Annotated in this window: 14 protein-coding genes; all 14 read right to left on the bottom strand. The window is 37.9% G+C overall.

Going from position 1 to position 19,545, the window contains the following annotated elements; translation table 11 throughout:
- Positions 1–154 precede the first annotated feature (154 nt).
- The 14 genes from AC4BD1_RS04840 to AC4BD1_RS04775 all read right to left on the bottom strand — a co-directional run bounded on the left by AC4BD1_RS04840 (position 155) and on the right by AC4BD1_RS04775 (position 19,537).
- Complete coding sequence (locus AC4BD1_RS04840; protein WP_206909712.1) at positions 155–1,477, bottom strand: 2-hydroxycarboxylate transporter family protein; 1,323 nt, start codon at positions 1,475–1,477, stop codon at positions 155–157.
- A 97-nt stretch (positions 1,478–1,574) separates the two neighbouring features.
- The gene (locus tag AC4BD1_RS04835; protein WP_490467148.1) at positions 1,575–3,218 is read right to left on the bottom strand and encodes a malolactic enzyme; all 1,644 of its coding nucleotides are present in this window, start codon (positions 3,216–3,218) and stop codon (positions 1,575–1,577) included.
- Between the two features lie 380 nt (positions 3,219–3,598).
- Entirely contained in the window at positions 3,599–4,552 is a 954-nt protein-coding gene (locus AC4BD1_RS04830) for a tRNA dihydrouridine synthase (protein ID WP_206909710.1), read from the bottom strand.
- Positions 4,553–4,795: 243 nt separating this feature from the next.
- Positions 4,796–5,734 (bottom strand): riboflavin biosynthesis protein RibF, encoded by a 939-nt coding sequence (gene ribF / locus AC4BD1_RS04825; protein ID WP_490485893.1) that lies wholly within the window; start codon positions 5,732–5,734, stop codon positions 4,796–4,798.
- A gap of 3 nt (positions 5,735–5,737) precedes the next feature.
- Positions 5,738–6,661, bottom strand: coding sequence for a tRNA pseudouridine(55) synthase TruB (gene truB / locus AC4BD1_RS04820; protein WP_490485892.1), 924 nt, complete (start codon positions 6,659–6,661; stop codon positions 5,738–5,740).
- Between the two features lie 345 nt (positions 6,662–7,006).
- The gene (locus AC4BD1_RS04815; protein WP_490467145.1) at positions 7,007–7,525 is read right to left on the bottom strand and encodes a hypothetical protein; all 519 of its coding nucleotides are present in this window, start codon (positions 7,523–7,525) and stop codon (positions 7,007–7,009) included.
- A 559-nt stretch (positions 7,526–8,084) separates the two neighbouring features.
- Positions 8,085–8,432, bottom strand: a complete 348-nt coding sequence (rbfA, locus tag AC4BD1_RS04810) for a 30S ribosome-binding factor RbfA (RefSeq protein ID WP_067484229.1) — start codon at positions 8,430–8,432, stop codon at positions 8,085–8,087.
- Positions 8,433–8,456: 24 nt separating this feature from the next.
- Complete coding sequence (gene infB, locus AC4BD1_RS04805; protein ID WP_490467144.1) at positions 8,457–10,703, bottom strand: translation initiation factor IF-2; 2,247 nt, start codon at positions 10,701–10,703, stop codon at positions 8,457–8,459.
- 12 nt (positions 10,704–10,715) lie between these two features.
- Complete coding sequence (locus AC4BD1_RS04800) at positions 10,716–11,027, bottom strand: YlxQ-related RNA-binding protein (protein WP_206909698.1); 312 nt, start codon at positions 11,025–11,027, stop codon at positions 10,716–10,718.
- Positions 11,024–11,317, bottom strand: coding sequence for an RNase P modulator RnpM (gene rnpM / locus AC4BD1_RS04795; RefSeq protein ID WP_206909696.1), 294 nt, complete (start codon positions 11,315–11,317; stop codon positions 11,024–11,026). The genes AC4BD1_RS04800 and rnpM overlap by 4 nt, the downstream gene beginning before the upstream one ends.
- A 19-nt stretch (positions 11,318–11,336) precedes the next feature.
- Entirely contained in the window at positions 11,337–12,533 is a 1,197-nt protein-coding gene (gene nusA / locus AC4BD1_RS04790) for a transcription termination factor NusA (RefSeq protein ID WP_490467143.1), read from the bottom strand.
- 21 nt (positions 12,534–12,554) lie between these two features.
- Positions 12,555–13,028 carry a ribosome maturation factor RimP gene (gene rimP, locus AC4BD1_RS04785; RefSeq protein WP_067484222.1) on the bottom strand — a complete coding sequence of 158 codons (474 nt, stop codon included), beginning with the start codon at positions 13,026–13,028 and terminating at the stop codon, positions 12,555–12,557.
- Positions 13,029–13,332: 304 nt separating this feature from the next.
- Positions 13,333–17,685 carry a PolC-type DNA polymerase III gene (locus AC4BD1_RS04780; RefSeq protein WP_490485891.1) on the bottom strand — a complete coding sequence of 1,451 codons (4,353 nt, stop codon included), beginning with the start codon at positions 17,683–17,685 and terminating at the stop codon, positions 13,333–13,335.
- A gap of 142 nt (positions 17,686–17,827) precedes the next feature.
- On the bottom strand, positions 17,828–19,537 hold the full coding sequence (locus AC4BD1_RS04775; RefSeq protein WP_490485890.1) for a proline--tRNA ligase: 1,710 nt from the start codon (positions 19,535–19,537) through the stop codon (positions 17,828–17,830).
- Positions 19,538–19,545 lie beyond the last annotated feature (8 nt).

Genomic DNA, 19,545 nt, shown 5'->3' with positions numbered 1-19,545 from the left:
ATGCGTAGGAGGCTAGTACATATTCTTGTACCAAATAGCCATTTAATCCCTTCGTTTTTTCTAATTCATCTTTACTTTGCCGAATTTTCCTCATTTAAGTAGATAAAAAAACTTACGGATCATGTGAATGACAACATGATCCGTAAGTTTTTTCTTATGAAAGCAACTGCATCAAAAATCCTGAGATAATCAAGACAATTGCTCCACCTAAACGATTCCCCATTTGAGCAAATGCAATGAGTTCCATTCGATTCGCAGCAGAAAGTACCGCAACATTACCGGTACCGCCCATTGAATTATTACATAGTCCTGCTGTGATAGAAGACTCGATTGGATAAAGTCCAAATAATCGACCAACAAAGCCAGATACTAATGAAATAACAATGACACTTGTTAAACAAAGTACCACAAACTGCCAAGTTAATGCAGAGGCTAGTACATTTAAATTCAAAAGCGCAATCCCGATACCCGCAAGAACAGCCGCGGTCAAGTTTTTCACAATTAAGTTATTAAACATAATAGCTGCATCTTCATAATATTCAGGCAAGATATTCGTAATTTTACAAATGACAACGATAATGATCATAAACGCATACGCATGAACTTTTGGAACAAAGTAATTACAAATTTGGCCAAGAATGAAAAAGGTGATTGAAACCATCAATCCTACACCCAATTGAGAAATATTTGGTTTCACTGTACGAGGTTTTCCATCGCCAAGGTCACCTTTTTCCATTAGTTTTCCATTTCCGTTGATTTTAGGCATTGATTGTCCAGCGCGTGCTACCAAAGCTGCACCAATAATGGCTAGCACATTGGTCATCGCTGTTGCCGGAATCAAACGAGAAATAATTGCCGAAGCATCTGTCCCTAAAACATTGGCATAAATACTAGATAACGGCACAGCACCCGCACCAACACCACCGGCCATTGCAGGAAGCGAAACATACAATACTGAGTCAGCAAAACCATTGCCAATCAACATTCCTACTAAGCCGACTGCAAAAAAGGAAGCGACCATTGAAATCAATGCGACTGGAATAAAACGGACAGAAGCTTTCATCAATAAATTACGATTCATTCCTAAAATACTACCAGTAATCAACGCGGCAATATAAAAATCTAAAAAGCCCATATTATTGACAAAATTCTCCGTTGCATGAACCACATACTCAGGTAAAATACCAAAAGTTGCGATAGCTGCTGATGCAAAAATAGCAAAAACAGAGCCACCACCAAGATAACTTTTCACAATTGGAAGTTTGGAACCAATAAAATGAAATAAATTCCCTAAAATAACTAATACAGCAATTGGACCAATCATGTTTGTCGGTAATTTTCCTAACGCCATTGCGACGATCAATACGGCAACCATGATTAAATATAAGGGCAAACTGATACCACTAATTTTTGTTGACCAAATACTCGTCTTTTTTTCGTCTTCAACCGCTGAATCAGCTGTTGCTTTTTGTACCATACTTACAGATCCTTTCTCCTTAAGCAACCCGTAAGAAAAACAGAACAGCTTCGTTGAACTACCTGCTTTTCTTACAATCTTGCACACCTATTTCTAATTATTCTGCTACTAATTCTGTGTACTCTGGTACCCATTTAGCATCTACCACAGCAGTTTTGATGTCTGTGATTTCTTCACGGTTTAACCCTTGTTCTACCACTGATTTGGCAACTGTTTCTGCAATAATTTGAGAAAATTCAGTAATTTTTGCAACAGGAGGTAAAATTGATGCACCCGGTTGAGTCACATCAACGATTCCGCCCAAGGCACGGCTTGCTTGAGAAATAATTTCTGCATTCACACGTGTTGCAGTTGAAGCAATCAAACCTAGTCCAAGCCCTGGATACATCAATGCATTGTTTGCTTGACCAATTTGGTAAGTAACACCTTGATATTCAACATCGGCTGCAGGAATCCCAGTCCCTACTAAAGCTTTTCCATCTGTCCATGTAATTAAATCTTGCGCTTTTGCTTCAGCAAGTTTTGTTGGATTTGACAAAGGCATAATGATTGGGCGTTCTGTATGAGCAGCCATTTCTTTAACGATTTCTTCCGTAAAGGCCCCCGGTTGTGTTGATGTACCAATCATGATTGTTGGGTGGATTGCTTTTACCACTGCAGTTAAATTAGTCAATTCTGCTGCATTTTCAAATTCGTCACGAGTTCGTGCAAAAGGAATTTGTCCTGGCGTTAGTCCTTCTGTGTCTGTAAAGAGTAAACCTTGTTTATCCACTTGGTAAAAATGGTTGCGTGCTTCTTCTTCTGGAACACCTTGACGAATCATTTCATCTAAAAGAATATTTGCAATCCCAACACCAGCAGTTCCGGCACCAAATGTTAAAATCGTTTGGTCTTTCAATGCTTCACCAGAAATATTCAATCCACCTAATACACCAGCTAAAACAACGATCCCTGTTCCTTGGATATCATCATTGAATGTAGTGATTTGATCTTGATATTTTTCTAAAATAGTGGCTGCATTTCCACGACCAAAATCTTCCCAATGCAATAATAATTCAGGGAATAATTCTGTTGCCGCATTTACGAATTGATCAACAAATTGATAATAAGTTTCCCCTTCAATGCGTTCATGACGATTTCCTAGATATAGTGGATCGTTTAATAATTCTTGGTTATTTGTTCCTGCGTCAATAGACACTGGCAACACTTGTGCCGGATTGATTCCAGCGGCTGCAGTGTAAACCATTAATTTTCCGATCGCAATATCGACACCGTTGACGCCCCAATCACCCATACCTAAAATTCCTTCTGCATCAGTCACAACAATTAGACGAATATCTCGACCATCAGCAGCATTTTTTAGACTTGCTTTTATACTTTCTGGATCATCGATTGAAAGAAAAGCTGCGTCTTGTGGTTTCAAGAAAATTTCATTGTATTGTTCAATTGAGTCAGCGACTACTGGATCATAAACAACTGGCATAAACTCAACTAAATGTTCACCCATCAATTTATAGAAAAGTGTACGATTGGTATTAAATAAGTTCATTAAGAAAATTCGTTTTTCTAAATCAGATGGTTTGCTTAAGTATTGACCATAAGCTTGAACGGATTGTTGTTCTAATGTTTGAACTGTACTGGGAAGCATCCCTGTAAGACCAAATTTTGCGCGTTCTTCTTTCGTAAATGCTGTTCCTTTGTTTAGAAATGGATTGTTCAATAAATTTAATCCTGTAAGCATAAAAAATTCCTCCTAAGTTTTACTACATGCAAAAGTATAGTCGTCACTTTCAGCTATAGTCAAAACCAAGGGTCATGATAAATTTTTTTTATATGTGGATACAAAAAAGGTATGGCATGTCAATGCCATACCTCTATCGTTAACGGCCATCTTTCAGTTAGGTGAATGATTTAAAAATAAGTGGCGCAACTCCGATAACAGAGAATACTATTTTTGTTAGTTATTCTTTTTCGGAGCTGTTCACTTTGCACCACAACCTCTATTTACGGTGTTCCCAAAGCAACTCCTCGAAATAATTCATAACTGTTCAAAAATATGAAAAGCTATTTTTGTCAGTTGCTCATTATTTTTTTCGGAGCTGTTCGCTTTGCGCCACAACCTTATTCAAAATCTTTCAGTATTTCTCGAACCTCATCCGTCGTCTTCGTATTCATCAATTGCGCACGCAAATCACTAGCACCTGGAAATCCTTTAACATATATCTTAAAGAAACGATGCAAACCAACTATCGAACGCGGAACCAATTCCGCATACTGATCTTGCAAGTCTAATTGTAAATGCAATAAATCAAGCAGTTCTTTTGAAGAGTGTTCTCTAGGTTCTTTTTCAAAAGCATATGGATTTTTGAAAATTCCCCTACCAATCATGACCCCGTCTACCCCATATTCTTCAGCTAATCGGAGTCCAGTCTGACGGTCAGGAATATCCCCATTGATAGTTATCAGTGTTTGTGGCGCCACTCGATCTCGAATGGCTAACACTTGCGGAATCAAATCCCAGTGCGCATCTACTTTACTCATTTCGTCGCGCGTTCTTAAGTGAATTGACAGATTTGCAATATCTTGTGCTAAGACATGCGCTAACCAATTTTCCATTTCTGCTATATCTTTATATCCGAGCCTTGTTTTTACGCTGACAGGGAGTCCACCTGCTTTAGCAGCTTCAATTAACTCTGCCGCAACTTCAGGACGTAAAATCAGTCCGCTCCCTTTCCCATGACCGGCCACATTAGGAACGGGACAGCCCATATTCAAATCAATTCCCTTAAAACCCATTTCTGCCAAGCCAAGACTCATCTCGCGGAAAAATTCTGGTTTGTCCCCCCAAATATGTGCCACCATTGGCTGCTCATCTTCAGTAAAAGTCAAACGGCCTCGAACACTTTGTCTACCATCTGGATGGCAATAACTGTCCGAATTAGTAAATTCTGTAAAGAAGACATCTGGTGCGCCTGCCGCTTGAACAACATGGCGAAAAACAACATCTGTCACATCTTCCATTGGTGCTAAAATAAAAAAGGGCTTTGGTAATTCTGCCCAAAAATTGTTCATCATTATTTATCTCCGTTCTCTCTTCATTCCAATTCAAAAAAACATGCTTATTATACTAGGATTTTGAAAAAGAAGCAAAGGGAAGGACTTTCAAGTTTTTTCCTGTTGCAGTCAACGAAATCTTGAGAAATTAAGAGAGTGTGACATAATTTTTTGCCACACTCCTTATTTCTGAATAAACGATGTTCTTGAAGTAATTTATTAAATAAGCCGATTACTTCTGTCACAGCCTCTATTGACTTCTCTTTATTTTTTAAAGTAAGCAGCTGTATCAGCTTCATCTTTTTTCAATTGCGTAATCAAATCATCTACATTCGCAAACTTTACTTGATCTCGCAAAAATTTATTCCAGCGGACGGCTACATGCTCGCCATAAATATCTTGACTAAAGTCTAAAATAAATAATTCAACAGTTAGCTCTCGCCCCTCACCAAATGTATCATTATGACCAATTGAACCCATCGCTGGATACCAGTTTTCACCAACCTTGATTTCAGAAACGTAGACACCTTCTCTAGGTAAATGAACAGTTCCTTTGACTTTTACATTTGCCGTTGGAAAACCTAACAAACGCCCGCGAGCATCACCATGAACCACGATACCTTCAATTTCGTAGACACTACCTAAAAGTTTGGTTACTTCTGTCACATCACCTGCGTCCAACAATTGACGAATACGTGTAGAACTGATTTTTTCACCAGCTTCAATTTCTTTTTGGACCGTCACAACTTCAAAACGATTTTTTGCATATTCAGGAAGATGTTCCACATCCGCAATATCTTTTGGTCCATACGTATAATCAAACCCAGAAACAGCATACTTAGCATGTAAACCAACAATGTATTGATCAACAAACTCTTGAGGTGCCAAATGTGCAAAAGCAGAAGTAAAGTCGATCTCATATAGAAAATCCACACCCAGTGCAGCCATTTTCTCTTCTTTTTGTTCTAAGGTAGTTAAATACTTAACACTTGCTGGATCGATTTTTTTAAACACAATTGAAGGATGTTGATTGAACGTCATCAAAGCTAATTTCAAACCTTCTTGGTCAGCGATTTTTCGACCAGTTTCAACTACTTTTTGATGGCCTAAATGTACCCCGTCAAAAAATCCTAAGACAAGCACTACTTCCTCTGCTGGAATTTGATTTTTTTGATAAGGATGACGAATCTTGATAATTTCCATCAGTTATACCTCATTTCTTAACACTTTACTTGGTTTTAATTTATCTTTTTCCTTTGGATTAGGTTGATAGATACTAACAACTTTATCTTGATAAAACAAAGCAATTTCTTGGTCTGGCATCGTTGATAAGCCAAAGACTTTGTAATCCAAACGCATACCATTCTTAACTTTTTGCCAAACAGCTTCACTGATATCTACTCGTGGAAACTTCGTAACCCCTGCCTCGATTGGTAATAGATACTCAGAAATAGTTCCGTTTGCCATATATTCAGCTACCTGTGCCAAAGTGATTGCTTGTTTTTGATTCATTCCTGCACTTGCTGTCCTTGTCAAATCTGACATATGAGCAGGAAAACCTAGTTTTTTCCCTGTATCAACAGCAAGTGTTCGCACATAGGTTCCTTTACCACACTCAACTTCAAAACGCCATGATAACAACCCGTTTTCTTGATCCCAGTTTAATTCACTCGTGCGTTCAAAACGATAAATTTGAGCTTTTCTACTTGGACGTTCAACTATTTCATTATTACGTGCGTATTCGTAAAGTCGTTTGCCATTGACCTTCACCGCCGAATGCATTGGCGGAATTTGCGTGATCTCCCCAATAAAAGAAGCCATGATTTGATCGATTTTTTCTTCTGAGATACGTTCTGTTACTGCTTGTTCTTCAACCACTTCACCAGACTTGTCTTCCGTTGTCGTACTGAATCCCAACGTAATTTCACCTTGGTAGGTTTTTCCAGAATCAGTTAAATATTCAATCACTTTTGTTGCTTTTCCAATACAGATTGGTAACACACCATCTACATCTGGGTCTAGCGTTCCACCGTGCCCGATTTTTTTGGTATGTAATATTTTCCTTAATTTAAATACGCAGTCATGACTTGTCATCCCACGTTCTTTCCATAACGGTAATAGCCCTTCCATTTCTGCTCTCCATTTCTTTTTGATTCAACTGATTTATTATAACACAGCAAGAATGAATACTACATTTTTGATTCCAACTCCAACGATTTTTACATCTAGGATACACAAACGTAACAAAATTCATCGGGGTGTAAATAGAATCCGTGTTATTCTTTTTTTATACAAAAGGAGGGATCAGATGGAAAATATTTTCTTTGCACCCTTTGATTGGTTATATGGGTGGCTTTCAGGCAATTAAATATGTCTTCCCCAAGACAAACGAAGAGTTTTGATCTTCGTGCAAAAAAAACGGCAAGTCTCTCAACTAATGAGACTTGCCGTTTTTAATTTTCTCAAATTATTTTCTTAATACGGGTTTCCACTAGGATCTGTTTCTTGCACTTCTCCTGTCGGTGATACTCGGAAAAAGGTCAATGTACCTGAACCGCCTTGTTCAATCATAGAAAGACTATAAGCTTTGAAAAGATAATCATCATCAATCATTTGCCAAAAGATAAAAGCAATATCTGAATCCTTATACTCAGGATACTTTGCATAAATAGCATCTAACGCTTGCTTTTGTTCTGGTGTAAATGTAGGTTCATTCGTTACATTTGTTGATGAATCTGTAACTGTTGCTGCTGAGGTATTTGTGTTTTGATCTGTTGAACTTGCTTGTGTTGTCGTTATAGTTGTGTTCGTTTCTTTGATACTTGTTGCCGTTTTTGAATCGCTTGTTGTCACTTCAGAAGTAGTCATTGCTGTCGTTTCACTCGTTTGAATCATTGACTGTGAAGTTTCATTTGAAGTAGTTTGCTCCGTTTTCCCGCATGAAGCAAGAAACAAAGTCAAACCAACCATACTTAACCCAATTACTCTTTTCATTATCCCCACATCCTTTTTTCTTTTTTTAAAAAGAAATCCGTTCAAAAAATATAAAAATTTCTGGGAACTTTTTGTCCCATTCAACTCATTATAACAAAAAAACATTACTCGATACATGAGTAATGTTTTGGTTAAGTTGTCTTAAATTATTTGGATAATGATCAAAACTCGGTAGCTTTACATTCAAAACAGCATAGCTCTAAAACGTTCACGAAGAGTACGTTCAAATGCCTGACGTTTTGGAGGCATTCAAAACAGCATAGCTCTAAAACTGCCACATACAAACACTGATTTTAGTTGGAGTTTTGGAGGCATTCAAAACAGCATAGCTCTAAAACCTCGGATAAAATTTTTTGAGGTTTCGTAATCGCGCTATTCGTTCATAGCAAAACTTCAGTTTGAATGCTCATAATTTGAATATTTTTATTTCAAAGAGCGTATTTTTGTTTATTATAACATAGGAACTCCTTGTCCAATAATTTTGTCAATAAATTTTTATTTTTTTATTCAAGCAAAAAAGCATCCATATTTTCCTTGATAGGAATGGATGCTTTTTTTGTTAGTCCTTATTCAAATTACGTAACAGCTCATCGATGTGGTTACCATAACCAACAGACTCATCTAATTCAAAGATTAGCTCAGGTGTCTTGTAAATACTTAAGTTATGACCTAATTCACGACGGATTAAACCACTTGCCTTACTCAAACCTTCTTGTGCTTTTTTCTTATCTGAAGCAAGATCAGATAAGATGCTGTAATAGATGGTTGCTTGTTGTAAATCACCTGTTACATGTACATCAGTGATCGTCACGTTTTCAACTCGAGGATCACGAACTTTTTTACGTAAAATATCATTGACTTCTTTTAAAATTTCTTGACCGACTCGACGGTCACGATAGTTAGCCATAATGAGCGGCCTCCTTTATTTTTATTAGTCGTTTTTAACTTCTTCCATGATGAATCCTTCAATGATGTCATCAACTTTGATGTCATTGAATTTTTCGATCATTGCGCCACATTCAAATCCCATTTTAACTTCTTTAACGTCATCTTTAAAACGTTTCAAGCTAGCTAATTGACCTTCGTAGATAACGATTCCGTCACGAATGACACGAACGCCACTATCTCTGCGGATGAATCCTTCAGTCACATACGCACCAGCAATCGTTCCAACTTTTGAAACTTTGAAGGTTTCACGAATGATCATTTGACCAGTGATTTTTTCTTCAAATTCAGGATCAAGCAGCCCTTTCATCGCTGTTTCAATTTCTTCGATTGCTTTATAAATGATTCGGTGTAAGCGAATATCTACTTCTTCTGAATCAGCTTGACTCTTCGCTTGTGGTGTAGGACGTACGTTAAAACCGATGATGATTGCGTTACTTGCAGCAGCCAAAGTAACATCACTTTCATTGATTGCGCCAACAGCAGCATGCACGATTTTTACGCGAACGCCTTCGACATCAATTTTCTTCAATGAAGCAGCTAAAGCTTCTGCAGAACCTTGTACGTCAGCTTTGATAATGACATTAACTTCTTTCAATTCGCCTTCTTTAAGGCTTTCAAACAAGTTGTCTAAGGTTACGCGACTTGTAGCAGCACGGTGTTCAACAACTGCACGTTTTGCACGTTCTTCACCAGCTGCACGAGCCGTTTTTTCGTCTTCAAAGACAACAAAGTGATCTCCAGCTTGTGGCACATCGTTCAAGCCAGTGATTTCAACTGGTGTTGCTGGACCCGCATTTTTTTCACGTCGACCTAAGTCGTTGACCATCACACGAACACGTCCATAAGTATTTCCGACAACGATTGGGTCTCCTACATGTAATGTTCCTTGTTGAACAAGTAAAGTAGAGATTGGTCCCTTACCTTTATCTAAACGTGCTTCGATAACTGTACCAATTGCGCGTTGCGTTGGGTCAGCTTTCAAGTCTTCTACTTCAGAAACTAATAGAACCATTTCTAATAATTCTTCGATATTTTGACCAAATTTTGCTGAGATTTCAACGAAGATCGTATCTCCACCCCATGCTTCAGGAATAAGTTCATATTCACTTAATTCTTGCATAACGTGTTGTGGATTTGCACCTGGTTTATCAATTTTGTTTACAGCAACGATGATTGGCACATTTGCCGCTTTCGCATGGTTGATAGCTTCAACCGTTTGTGGCATTACACCATCATCAGCGGCAACAACCAAGATGGTAATGTCTGTGATACTTGCTCCACGAGCACGCATACTTGTAAAGGCCGCGTGACCTGGTGTATCCAAGAAAGTGATTGGTTTACCGTCGATATCAATTTGATAAGCACCGATATGTTGAGTGATTCCACCCGCTTCATCATTCGTTACACGTGAATGACGTAAAGTATCTAACAATGTTGTTTTACCATGGTCAACGTGTCCCATAATTGTGACAACTGGTGGACGTGAAACTAGATTTTCTTCATTCAATTCTTCTGGTTCAAAGAATTTATCTAAATCGGCAATATCCACTTGTACTTTTTCTTGTGGTTCCATACCATAATCTGTTGCTAATAACTCGATTGTATCTTTATCAAGTGCTTGATTTTGATTGACCATAACACCTAACATAAAGAGTTTTTTGATGATTTCCGCTGGTTCACGGTGAATTTTTTTCGCGATATCTGCAACGTTCATGCCATCTGTATACTCTAGAACTTCTGGTAGTTCACGGAATTTACGTGGTGGCACAGCTGGTTTATTTGAAGTTTGTTGTTTCCCTTTTCTTCCTTTTTTGTTAAAACGATTGCGGTTATTGTTGTTGAATTTTCCGCGATTGTTATTGTTGTTACGATTTTGATTTCCGCCTTGACGGTTTTGGTTATTTTGGTTGGATGATTTGTTTTGTCCTTGATTCACTTGACCGCTCCCTTGACCGCGATCTTGATAGTTGCGGTTATTTTTATTTTTTTGTTGTGTTACATTTTTTGTGTTTTCTTGAGTTTTATCATTTGGCTTTTGATTGACTGGTTTCTGGTTTGGCTTTTGTACAACTGGGTTTTTGAAAGCTTGCTGCAATTTATTCTCATCTTCGCGATTTAAAGTTCCCATATGGTTCTTTACGTCGATCCCCAATTTTTGGGCTTTTTCGACAATCACTTTACTAGACTGATTGAGCTCTTTTGCTAATTCATAGACTCTTTTTTTTCCCATGTAATCACCTTCCTAACCTTCAATTAGCTCCTTGATTTTTTTCGCAAACCCTGCATCTAAGACGCCGAAGACTTTTCGTGGTTTTCCAATCATTTGCGTAATTTCAGCTTCTGAAAATAGTTCAAAACAAGGAACTTTGTAATAGGAACTTTTGTCTTTGATCTTTTTTCTTGTGTTCTCACTAGCATCGGTCGCAACAAACACTACCTTTGCCTTTTGGCGACGAATATCTGCAATGGTTAACTCTTCACCGGTTACTAACTTCCCAGCACGCATCGCAAGTCCTAGTAAATTCATGGCTTTTTGCCGGTTTACTGTGTTCATTTTCCGAAAAGCTCTTTTCGGGCTTTCTGGTGTGTAACATAATCTAATAGTTCTTGATAAAATTCATCTGTTAGTTTTACTTCGAGAACTCGATCGAGGATTTGCTTATCCCAAGCTTTTTGCACTTCTTCCGGCTCAATTGAGACATACGCGCCTCGTCCAGGCATTTTTCCAGTAGGATCAATTGAAACTTCCCCTTCTTTTGAACGGGTCACTCGAATCATTTCTTTTTTCGGTTTCATTTCACCCGAAACCACAGATTTGCGTAAAGGAATTTTCCTTTGTTTCATCTCGTTTGCCTCCTTACAATTAAGCTTCTTGATCTGTTTTCTCCGTTGCTTCAGTTTCTTCAAAAGCCATTGCTTCGTATTCATCAGCTGTTAGGTCTGATTCAACGATTGCTTCATCATGGAGTTCTTCAACTACTTCTTCTACAACTTCTTCTTTTTCTGCTCGTTTTTCATAAAACTCAGCCATATCTGATTCAGATTTGATGTCAATTTTATGATTTGTCAATTTTGCAGCTAAGCGAGCATTTTGTCCACGTTTACCAATTGCTAAAGATAATTGATAATCAGGTACAACCACTGTACAAGCTTTCGCATTTGTTTCGTCAAAAATGACATCCATTACTTGAGCTGGGTTCAATGCATTCGCAATAAAAATTGCTGGATCTTCGTTCCATTCAACGATATCCATGTTTTCACCCTTTAGTTCGTTTACAATTGCTTGAACACGTTGGCCTTTAGGTCCTACACAAGTTCCAACAGCATCAATATTTGCATCGTTTGAACGAACAGCAACTTTTGAACGGTCGCCTGCTTCACGAGCAATACTTACGATTTCAACTAGTCCATCGTAAACTTCAGGTACTTCTTGTTCAAATAAGCGACGTAATAAGTCTGGATGACTACGGCTTACAAAAACTTGAGGGCCTTTTGATGTGTTTTCAACACGTGAAACGTAGACTTTGATTCGGTCATGTGGTTGATAAAATTCGTTTGGCATTTGGTCTTGTTTAGACAAGACTGCTTCGATCTTACCTAAGTTCACATAGATATAACGTTTATCCTGACGCTCAACGATTCCTTGCATGATGTCTTTTTCGTATTCGCTGAATTCGTTATAAATAATTGTTCTTTCAGCTTCACGAACACGTTGCAAAATCACTTGTTTTGCTGTTTGCGCAGCAATTCGTCCAAAGTCTTTAGGCGTAACTTCAAAACGGATTGTATCTCCTAATTCATACGCCGGATTAATCAAAAGTGCGTCTTTTAACGACACTTCTAGTTGGGAATCCATTACTTCTTCTGTAACTTCTTTCACCGCATAAACATGGATGTTTCCTTTTTTCTGATCAAACTCTACTTCTACATTTTGGGCTTGTCCATAGTGACGTTTATAAGCAGAAACTAAAGCAGCTTCCAAAGCGTCGATCACGATTTCTTTTGAGATACCTTTTTCAGCTTCTAAAGCATCTAACGCGTTCAACATTTCTTTACTCATTATTTTGATTCCTCTCCGTAATTAAAATTGAATAGCTAAGCGAGCTTTCGCAATATTTTTACGTTCAATGGTTAATTCTTTTTCGCGTGTTTTTATGCGAATTTTTAACGTTAGTTGCTCAGCATCAAATGATTGAAGAAAACCTTCGTATTGTTTTTCTCCATCAACAGGTTGATATAAAGACACATGGACATAATCACCTAGTGCTTTTTCATAATCTGCTTCTTTTTTCAATGGACGTTCTGCTCCAGGAGATGACACCTCTAGGAAATAGGCTTGAGGAATCGGATCTGGATCTGCAGCATCTAGCTTCTCACTTAATTTTTCACTGACATAGACACATTCATCGATGTCAATTCCGCCTTCTTTGTCAATGAATACTCGTAAAAACCAGTTTTTGCCTTCTTTTGTAAACTCTACTTCTACAAGTTCAAAATTTTGTTCATCTAAAATCGGGGTCACCATTTCTGTGACTGTTTCAACGACGCTACTCAAAAATTTCGCCTCCTTAAAATTGGCTACGTAATTCCATTAAAAAGAGTGAGCGAAAATTCCGCTCACTCACGATTAGTATCATTACCAATGAAAACTATACCACAAATTTCATAAAATGACAAGTTTACTGGTTATTTATTACTTTCTTCAGCAACTCTATTCGTTTAAAATAAATGCTTGCTAAAATTTTTTTCTGTTTTTTGATTCATTTTTATTTTTTGTAAAAAATTTTCTCGTAAAAAAATAAAAGCACCAACGTTTAAACATTGGTGCTTTTTCTTACCCTTTTGTTAATAAAAATTGTCTATAGCATATCAAACAATGATAATTGATTCTCATCTGGCAGATCTTTTAATACACCATTATCATCCATGTATTCAATCAGTGTTTTAGAAACTTTTCCTCGCGTTGCTAAATCTTCTTTTGATAAGAACGGTCCATCTTTTCTTGCTTCCACGATTTGGTTTGCCACGTTGGTTCCCAAACTAGGGACTGCACGAAACGGTGCAATCAGCGTATCACCATCAATCACGAAATTTGTTGCATCTGATTTGTACAAGTCGATCATACCAAAATGGTAGCCACGTTCTAGCATTTCATTTGCTAATTCGAGTACCGTTAACTGATTCTTTTCTTTCACTGAAGCTTCTAATCCTTTATCAGTGATTTCTTTCATCGCTTCTTTGACAGCTTCTTTTCCTTTACACATCGCAACTAAATTAAAATCATCCGCACGAACAGAGAAATAAGCACAGTAATAAAGAATTGGAAAATACACTTTAAAGTACGCTACTCGCAAGGCCATCAGCACATAAGCTGCCGCATGGGCTTTCGGGAACATGTATTTGATTTTTGAACAGGAATCAATATACCAATCTGGCACGTTGTTTTCCTTCATTGCGGTTAAATATGTTTCTCTTAAATCATCAGGAATTTTCGTCCATAAACCTTTACGAACGGTTTCCATGATTTTAAATGCCATCCCACTATCTAAGCCAGCATGGATCAAATAAACCATGATGTCATCCCGACAACCGATTACTTCAGCCAAAGTTGCATCTCCACGGCGAATTAGTTCTTCCGCATTACCTAACCAAACATCCGTCCCGTGGGATAGTCCAGAAATCTGTAACAATTCAGCAAATGTTGTTGGATGTGTTTCTTCAAGCATCCCTCGTACAAAACGCGTGCCAAATTCGGGAATTCCCAAGGTACCCGTTTTTGAAAAAATCTGATCCTTATCAACTCCCAATACTTCTGGACCAGCAAAAATCCGCATAACTTCCGGATCATCTGTTGGAATCGTTTGTGGATCGATTCCAGATAAATCTTGGAGCATCCGAATGACAGTCGGGTCATCGTGTCCAAGAATATCAAGTTTCAATACGTTATCATGAATCGAGTGGAAATCAAAGTGAGTGGTCTTCCATTCAGAATTCTGATCATCTGCAGGATATTGAATAGGGGTAAAATCGTAAACATCCATATAGTCTGGGATAACAATGATCCCCCCTGGATGCTGTCCAGTAGTTCGTTTCACACCAGTTGCACCCTTAGCTAAACGGTCGACCTCCGCTCCACGAAATTGTAAGTTGTGATCGCGTTCATACCCTTTCACAAACCCATAAGCCGTTTTGTCTGCAACAGTTCCAATGGTTCCAGCTCGATAGACATATTCCTCACCAAATAAAACTTTCGTGTAGTTATGCGCTTCTGCTTGATAGTCCCCCGAGAAGTTCAAATCAATATCGGGAACCTTGTCACCATGGAAACCTAAGAATGTTTCAAATGGAATATCGTGACCATCTTTATTTAAGCGTGCGCCACATTTTGGACATTTTTTTTCTGGCATATCAAAACCAGAACCATATGTGCCATCTTCAAAAAATTCCGAATACTGACAGTTAGGACAATAATAATGTGGCGCTAGTGGATTAACTTCTGTGATCCCGGTCATTGTCGCTACGAAACTCGAACCAACAGATCCGCGGGAACCAACCAAGTAACCATCTTCATTACTTTTATGCACAAGCTTTTGAGCGATCAAATAAATAACTGAAAACCCATTTCCGTTGATTGAATTCAGTTCTTTTTCTAAACGTTTTTGAATGATTTCTGGTAAAGGATCACCGTATAATTCTTTCGCACGATTATAACTTAATTCGGTGATTTCATCTTCTGATCCAGGAATTTTTGGTGTATACAATTCATCTTTAACTGGGATGATTTCTTCACAACTGTCCGCGATTTTATTGGTATTATCAACAACGATTTCTTTGGCAAGTTCTGCACCTAAAAAGTTGAATGCTGTTAACATTTCATCCGTCGTTCTGAAGTGAACATCCGGTAAACTATGACGATTAAGTGGATTTGCTCCTCCCATCGAGTTGATTAAGATTTTTCGATAAATACCATCTTCTTCATTTAAATAATGGACATCACCCGTAGCAACAACCACCTTGTCTAGCTTTTTCCCAATGTTTACTAAATTTCGAATGATTTCTTCTAAATCGTGTTCATTTTTCACTAATTCTTGTTCTAACAAAGGAGCATAGACTGCCTTTGGCATCACTTCGATATAATCATAAAACTTTGCACGATTTTCTGCTTCTTCGACCCCTTTTTGCATCATTGCTTCAAAAATTTCACCTTTATCACAAGCAGAACCAACTAAGAGATTGTCTCTAAATTTTTTCAGCTGTGAACGAGGAATCCGAGGAACTCGCTCAAAATAATTGATATTTGACATCGAAATCAATTTGAACAAATCTTTTAGACCAGCTTGATTCTTCGCCAAAAGCGTTGCATGAAACGGTCTAGCTCGTTTATAAGAATCTCCTTCACCGACATGATCATTTAACTGATCGTGATAAAGCATCTCATGATTTTCCATTGCCTCTTTGACAAAAATCCAAGCTAAATGACCTGTTGCCTCCGCATCAAAAATGGCACGGTGATGTTGTTCTAAACTGACACCGAATTTTTTGGTCAATACACCCAAACCAAATCGTTTAAATTGAGGATATAAATAACGTGCTAATTCTAATGTGTCAATCACAGGATTTTTTGCTTCTGGAATTCCATAACGCGCATAACTTGTATTTAAGAAACCCATATCGAAGGTTGCATTGTGGGCAACTAAGATCGAGCCTTCAGAAAATTCAAGAAACATTCTTAAAACTTCTTCTTCAGATTTCGAGCCACGGACCATTTCATCTGTAATACCTGTTAAGTCTACTGTGGTTCTTGATAATCGATGACCAGGATCAATAAATTCATCAAAGCTTTCAATGACATTTCCTTTATGCATCTTGACTGCGGCTAATTCAATAATCGTATCATAAACAGCTGACAGACCAGTCGTTTCCACGTCAAAAACCACATAAGTCGCATCGTTCAATGAATCGTGTGCATCATTATAGGCAATTGGCACGCCGTCATCAACAACGTTTGCTTCTACGCCATACAAAATCTTGACTCCAGCCTTTTTTCCAGCGCTATGTGCTTCAGGAAATGATTGTACCCCTCCGTGATCCGTAATGGCAATTGCTTTATGTCCCCATTTACCTGCTTGCGCAACGAAATCAGAGATACTATTCGTCGCATCCATTGTACTCATGTTGCTATGAAGATGTAGTTCAACTCGTTTTTCCCCTTCAGGAGCATAGTCTTTACGTGGTGTGTGCTTGACTTCAACAATATCTTGGGCATTCATCACCAAATCGCGCACGAATGTATCTTCTTGGATACTTCCTCGAACTTTCAGCCAGCTTCCTTTACTAATTGCATCGAAAACTTGTTCATCTTTTTCACCATTTGAAAACTTTTTGACAATGAAAGAAGAGGTATAATCCGTGATTTTCAACGTTAATATTTTTCGTTTAGAACGTAGTTCACGAACCTCTTTATCAAATACATACCCTTCTAAAATGACACGTCGCTCTTCTTCAACGATGTCAATCATTGGTGTAACAGGATCATCTGTTGGAATATTGCGACCAAGTTGAATTGGTCCTTCCAAAGCAGGCGCTTGCTCATTCTTTTCTTTTTTCTTTTGTTCATGAACAAGTAGACTTTCAGCAGCTTGCTTCATGAATGCTTCTGCTTGTTCTTGCTTGCGTTCTTCAAAAAGTTCGAGCACACGAGCCGCTTGTTCTTCATCGACTTCCGGTTCGATATGGAATTTAGGAAACCCATAATTAAGATACAGTTCTTCTACCAAAGGTAAATATTGTTGTTTCAAATAAGAAATCGCACCCGTTTTGTCAACCGGCAGCACGATTTTTCGATCTTTTAAAATAGGAACTTGCGTCTTTAAGACTTGTTGGACTAAGGGTGTGTCACACTGTTGACTTTCTAAAGCCTGTGCCCAATAATCTTGCAACAACTGTTCATCAAACGATTGATCCTCCGCTTTGATTATTACTTTAACCTGTGCAATGTCGTTAAACGCGATTGTCAGATGTTGTAGGAATGAACGATACAGCATAATCGGTAATATTTGCGAAAAATGAAGCGTAAATTCCCATAGACGTGATTTACGATGTACGACAACACGTTCCATTTCGCCAGTAGAAATTAACGGATGATTTTTTTCTTCATCCTCTAGTTGAATTTGTTCTAATAGTTTTTCAAACAAATCTCGTTTTTCTGACAAAAAAATACGCCCTTTCTAGTTTATTTGTTTATGAGACAAATAAATTTTTTCAATACTATTTAGTATACTCGTTTTTCTTTTGATTTACATTAAAAAATTCGAGAAAGACTTCGTCTCTCTCGAATTTCGAGGTTATTTTGAATTATTCACCTTGGTTCAAAAGAATTGGTAATGTATTCGCAAGCTCTTCTTTACGTACTTCTACCATTTCACCAGTCTTCTTGATTTTCACTTCGACGATTCCATCAACGGCTTTTTTACCGACAGTAATCCGAATTGGGCACCCAATCAAATCTGAATCTGCAAACTTAACTCCCGCACGCTCGTTACGATCGTCCACTAATACTTCGTAGCCTGCTTCCATCATTGTTTGCTCAACTTCATTTGTCAAGTTAGTTTGATAGTCGTCTTTCAAGTTCATTTGGACAACGTGTAGATCGTAAGGAGCAATTCCTTTAGGCCAGTTGATACCATTTTCATCTGCATTTTGTTCAACGATTGCTGAAAGTAAACGACTTACACCAATACCATAACAACCCATGATCACGAATTTTTCGCGACCATTTTCATCTAATACCGTTGCACCCATTGATTCACTATAACGAGTACCTAGCTTGAAAATGTGTCCAATTTCAATTCCTCTTGTGAAAGCAAGAACACCATTATTATCTGGTGAAGGATCGCCCTCTTGGACAAAACGTAAATCTTCATAAGAAAGAACAGAAAAATCACGTTCTGGATTTACATTGATGTAGTGGAAGCCAGTTTCATTTGCTCCAGCAATCGCATTTGCCAAGTCTTGAACGTGACGGTCTGCATAAACTTTTACCTCATCTGCTAAGTTCACTGGACCAACAGAACCGAAATCAGCTCCAAGATACTTTTGCGCATCTTCTTCTGTTGCTTCTTCTAAAAAGTCGGCACCTAAGAAATTTTTCAATTTGACATCATTGACTTCATGATCGCCACGTATCAATACCAATACAGGCTCTTCATCTGCAATAAATAAAACAGATTTGATGATTTTTTGTGATTCTACATCAAAGAAACCAGCAACCTCTTCAATTGTTTTCGCATCAGGAGTTGCCACCTTTTCTAATGCCAGTTGCGTTTCATGTGATTTTTTAGGCACATAATAGCTTGTTGCCATTTCCAAATTGGCTGCATAGTCACTTTCTGTTGAATAACAAATGGTGTCTTCTCCAATTTCAGAGATTGCCATAAATTCTTTAGAATCTTTTCCACCCATGGCACCGCCATCTCCGATAATTGCACGGAAGTCTAAACCACAACGTTTGAAAATCTCAGTATACGCTTTTTCATAATCTTTGTATGTTTCATCTAAACTTTCTTCTGAAGCATGGAAAGAATACGCATCTTTCATAATAAATTCACGACCACGTAACAACCCGAAACGAGGACGTTTTTCATCGCGATATTTTGATTGAATTTGATACAAATTTAGTGGCAATTTTTTGTATGAATTAATTTCATTACGAATCAATTCTGTGAATGTTTCTTCATGAGTTGGTCCCAAAATCATTTTGCGATCGTTGCGGTCATTTAAACGGTACAAGTTTGGACCATACGTGTCGTAACGACCAGATTCTTGCCAAAGTTCTGCTGGAAGAATTGCAGGCATCAACATTTCAACTGCACCAATTTTTTCAAATTCTTCCCGCATGATTGTTTTTAATTTTTCCAATACACGGTTTGCTAATGGCAAGTAAGAATAAATACCAGCAGATACTTGACGAATATAGCCAGCTCGTAACAGCATTTGATGACTTAATACTTCGGCATCATTTGGTACTTCCCTCAGTGTTGGGATCAACATCTTTGATTGTCTCATTTTATATA

It is taken from the genome of Enterococcus sp. DJ147D b, assembly GCF_058216655.1.
This window is presented reverse-complemented; position numbering and strand designations above follow the sequence as displayed.

What these genes read in the sequence shown, in the direction of transcription:
- AC4BD1_RS04840 (WP_206909712.1), bottom strand. Translation starts at nt 1,477, where the DNA reads ATGGTACAAAAAGCAACAGCTGATTCAGCGGTTGAAGACGAAAAAAAG.
- AC4BD1_RS04835 (WP_490467148.1), bottom strand. Translation starts at nt 3,218, where the DNA reads ATGCTTACAGGATTAAATTTATTGAACAATCCATTTCTAAACAAAGGA.
- AC4BD1_RS04830 (WP_206909710.1), bottom strand. Translation starts at nt 4,552, where the DNA reads ATGATGAACAATTTTTGGGCAGAATTACCAAAGCCCTTTTTTATTTTA.
- ribF (WP_490485893.1), bottom strand. Translation starts at nt 5,734, where the DNA reads ATGGAAATTATCAAGATTCGTCATCCTTATCAAAAAAATCAAATTCCA.
- truB (WP_490485892.1), bottom strand. Translation starts at nt 6,661, where the DNA reads ATGGAAGGGCTATTACCGTTATGGAAAGAACGTGGGATGACAAGTCAT.
- AC4BD1_RS04815 (WP_490467145.1), bottom strand. Translation starts at nt 7,525, where the DNA reads ATGAAAAGAGTAATTGGGTTAAGTATGGTTGGTTTGACTTTGTTTCTT.
- rbfA (WP_067484229.1), bottom strand. Translation starts at nt 8,432, where the DNA reads ATGGCTAACTATCGTGACCGTCGAGTCGGTCAAGAAATTTTAAAAGAA.
- infB (WP_490467144.1), bottom strand. Translation starts at nt 10,703, where the DNA reads ATGGGAAAAAAAAGAGTCTATGAATTAGCAAAAGAGCTCAATCAGTCT.
- AC4BD1_RS04800 (WP_206909698.1), bottom strand. Translation starts at nt 11,027, where the DNA reads ATGAACACAGTAAACCGGCAAAAAGCCATGAATTTACTAGGACTTGCG.
- rnpM (WP_206909696.1), bottom strand. Translation starts at nt 11,317, where the DNA reads ATGAAACAAAGGAAAATTCCTTTACGCAAATCTGTGGTTTCGGGTGAA.
- nusA (WP_490467143.1), bottom strand. Translation starts at nt 12,533, where the DNA reads ATGAGTAAAGAAATGTTGAACGCGTTAGATGCTTTAGAAGCTGAAAAA.
- AC4BD1_RS04775 (WP_490485890.1), bottom strand. Translation starts at nt 19,537, where the DNA reads ATGAGACAATCAAAGATGTTGATCCCAACACTGAGGGAAGTACCAAAT.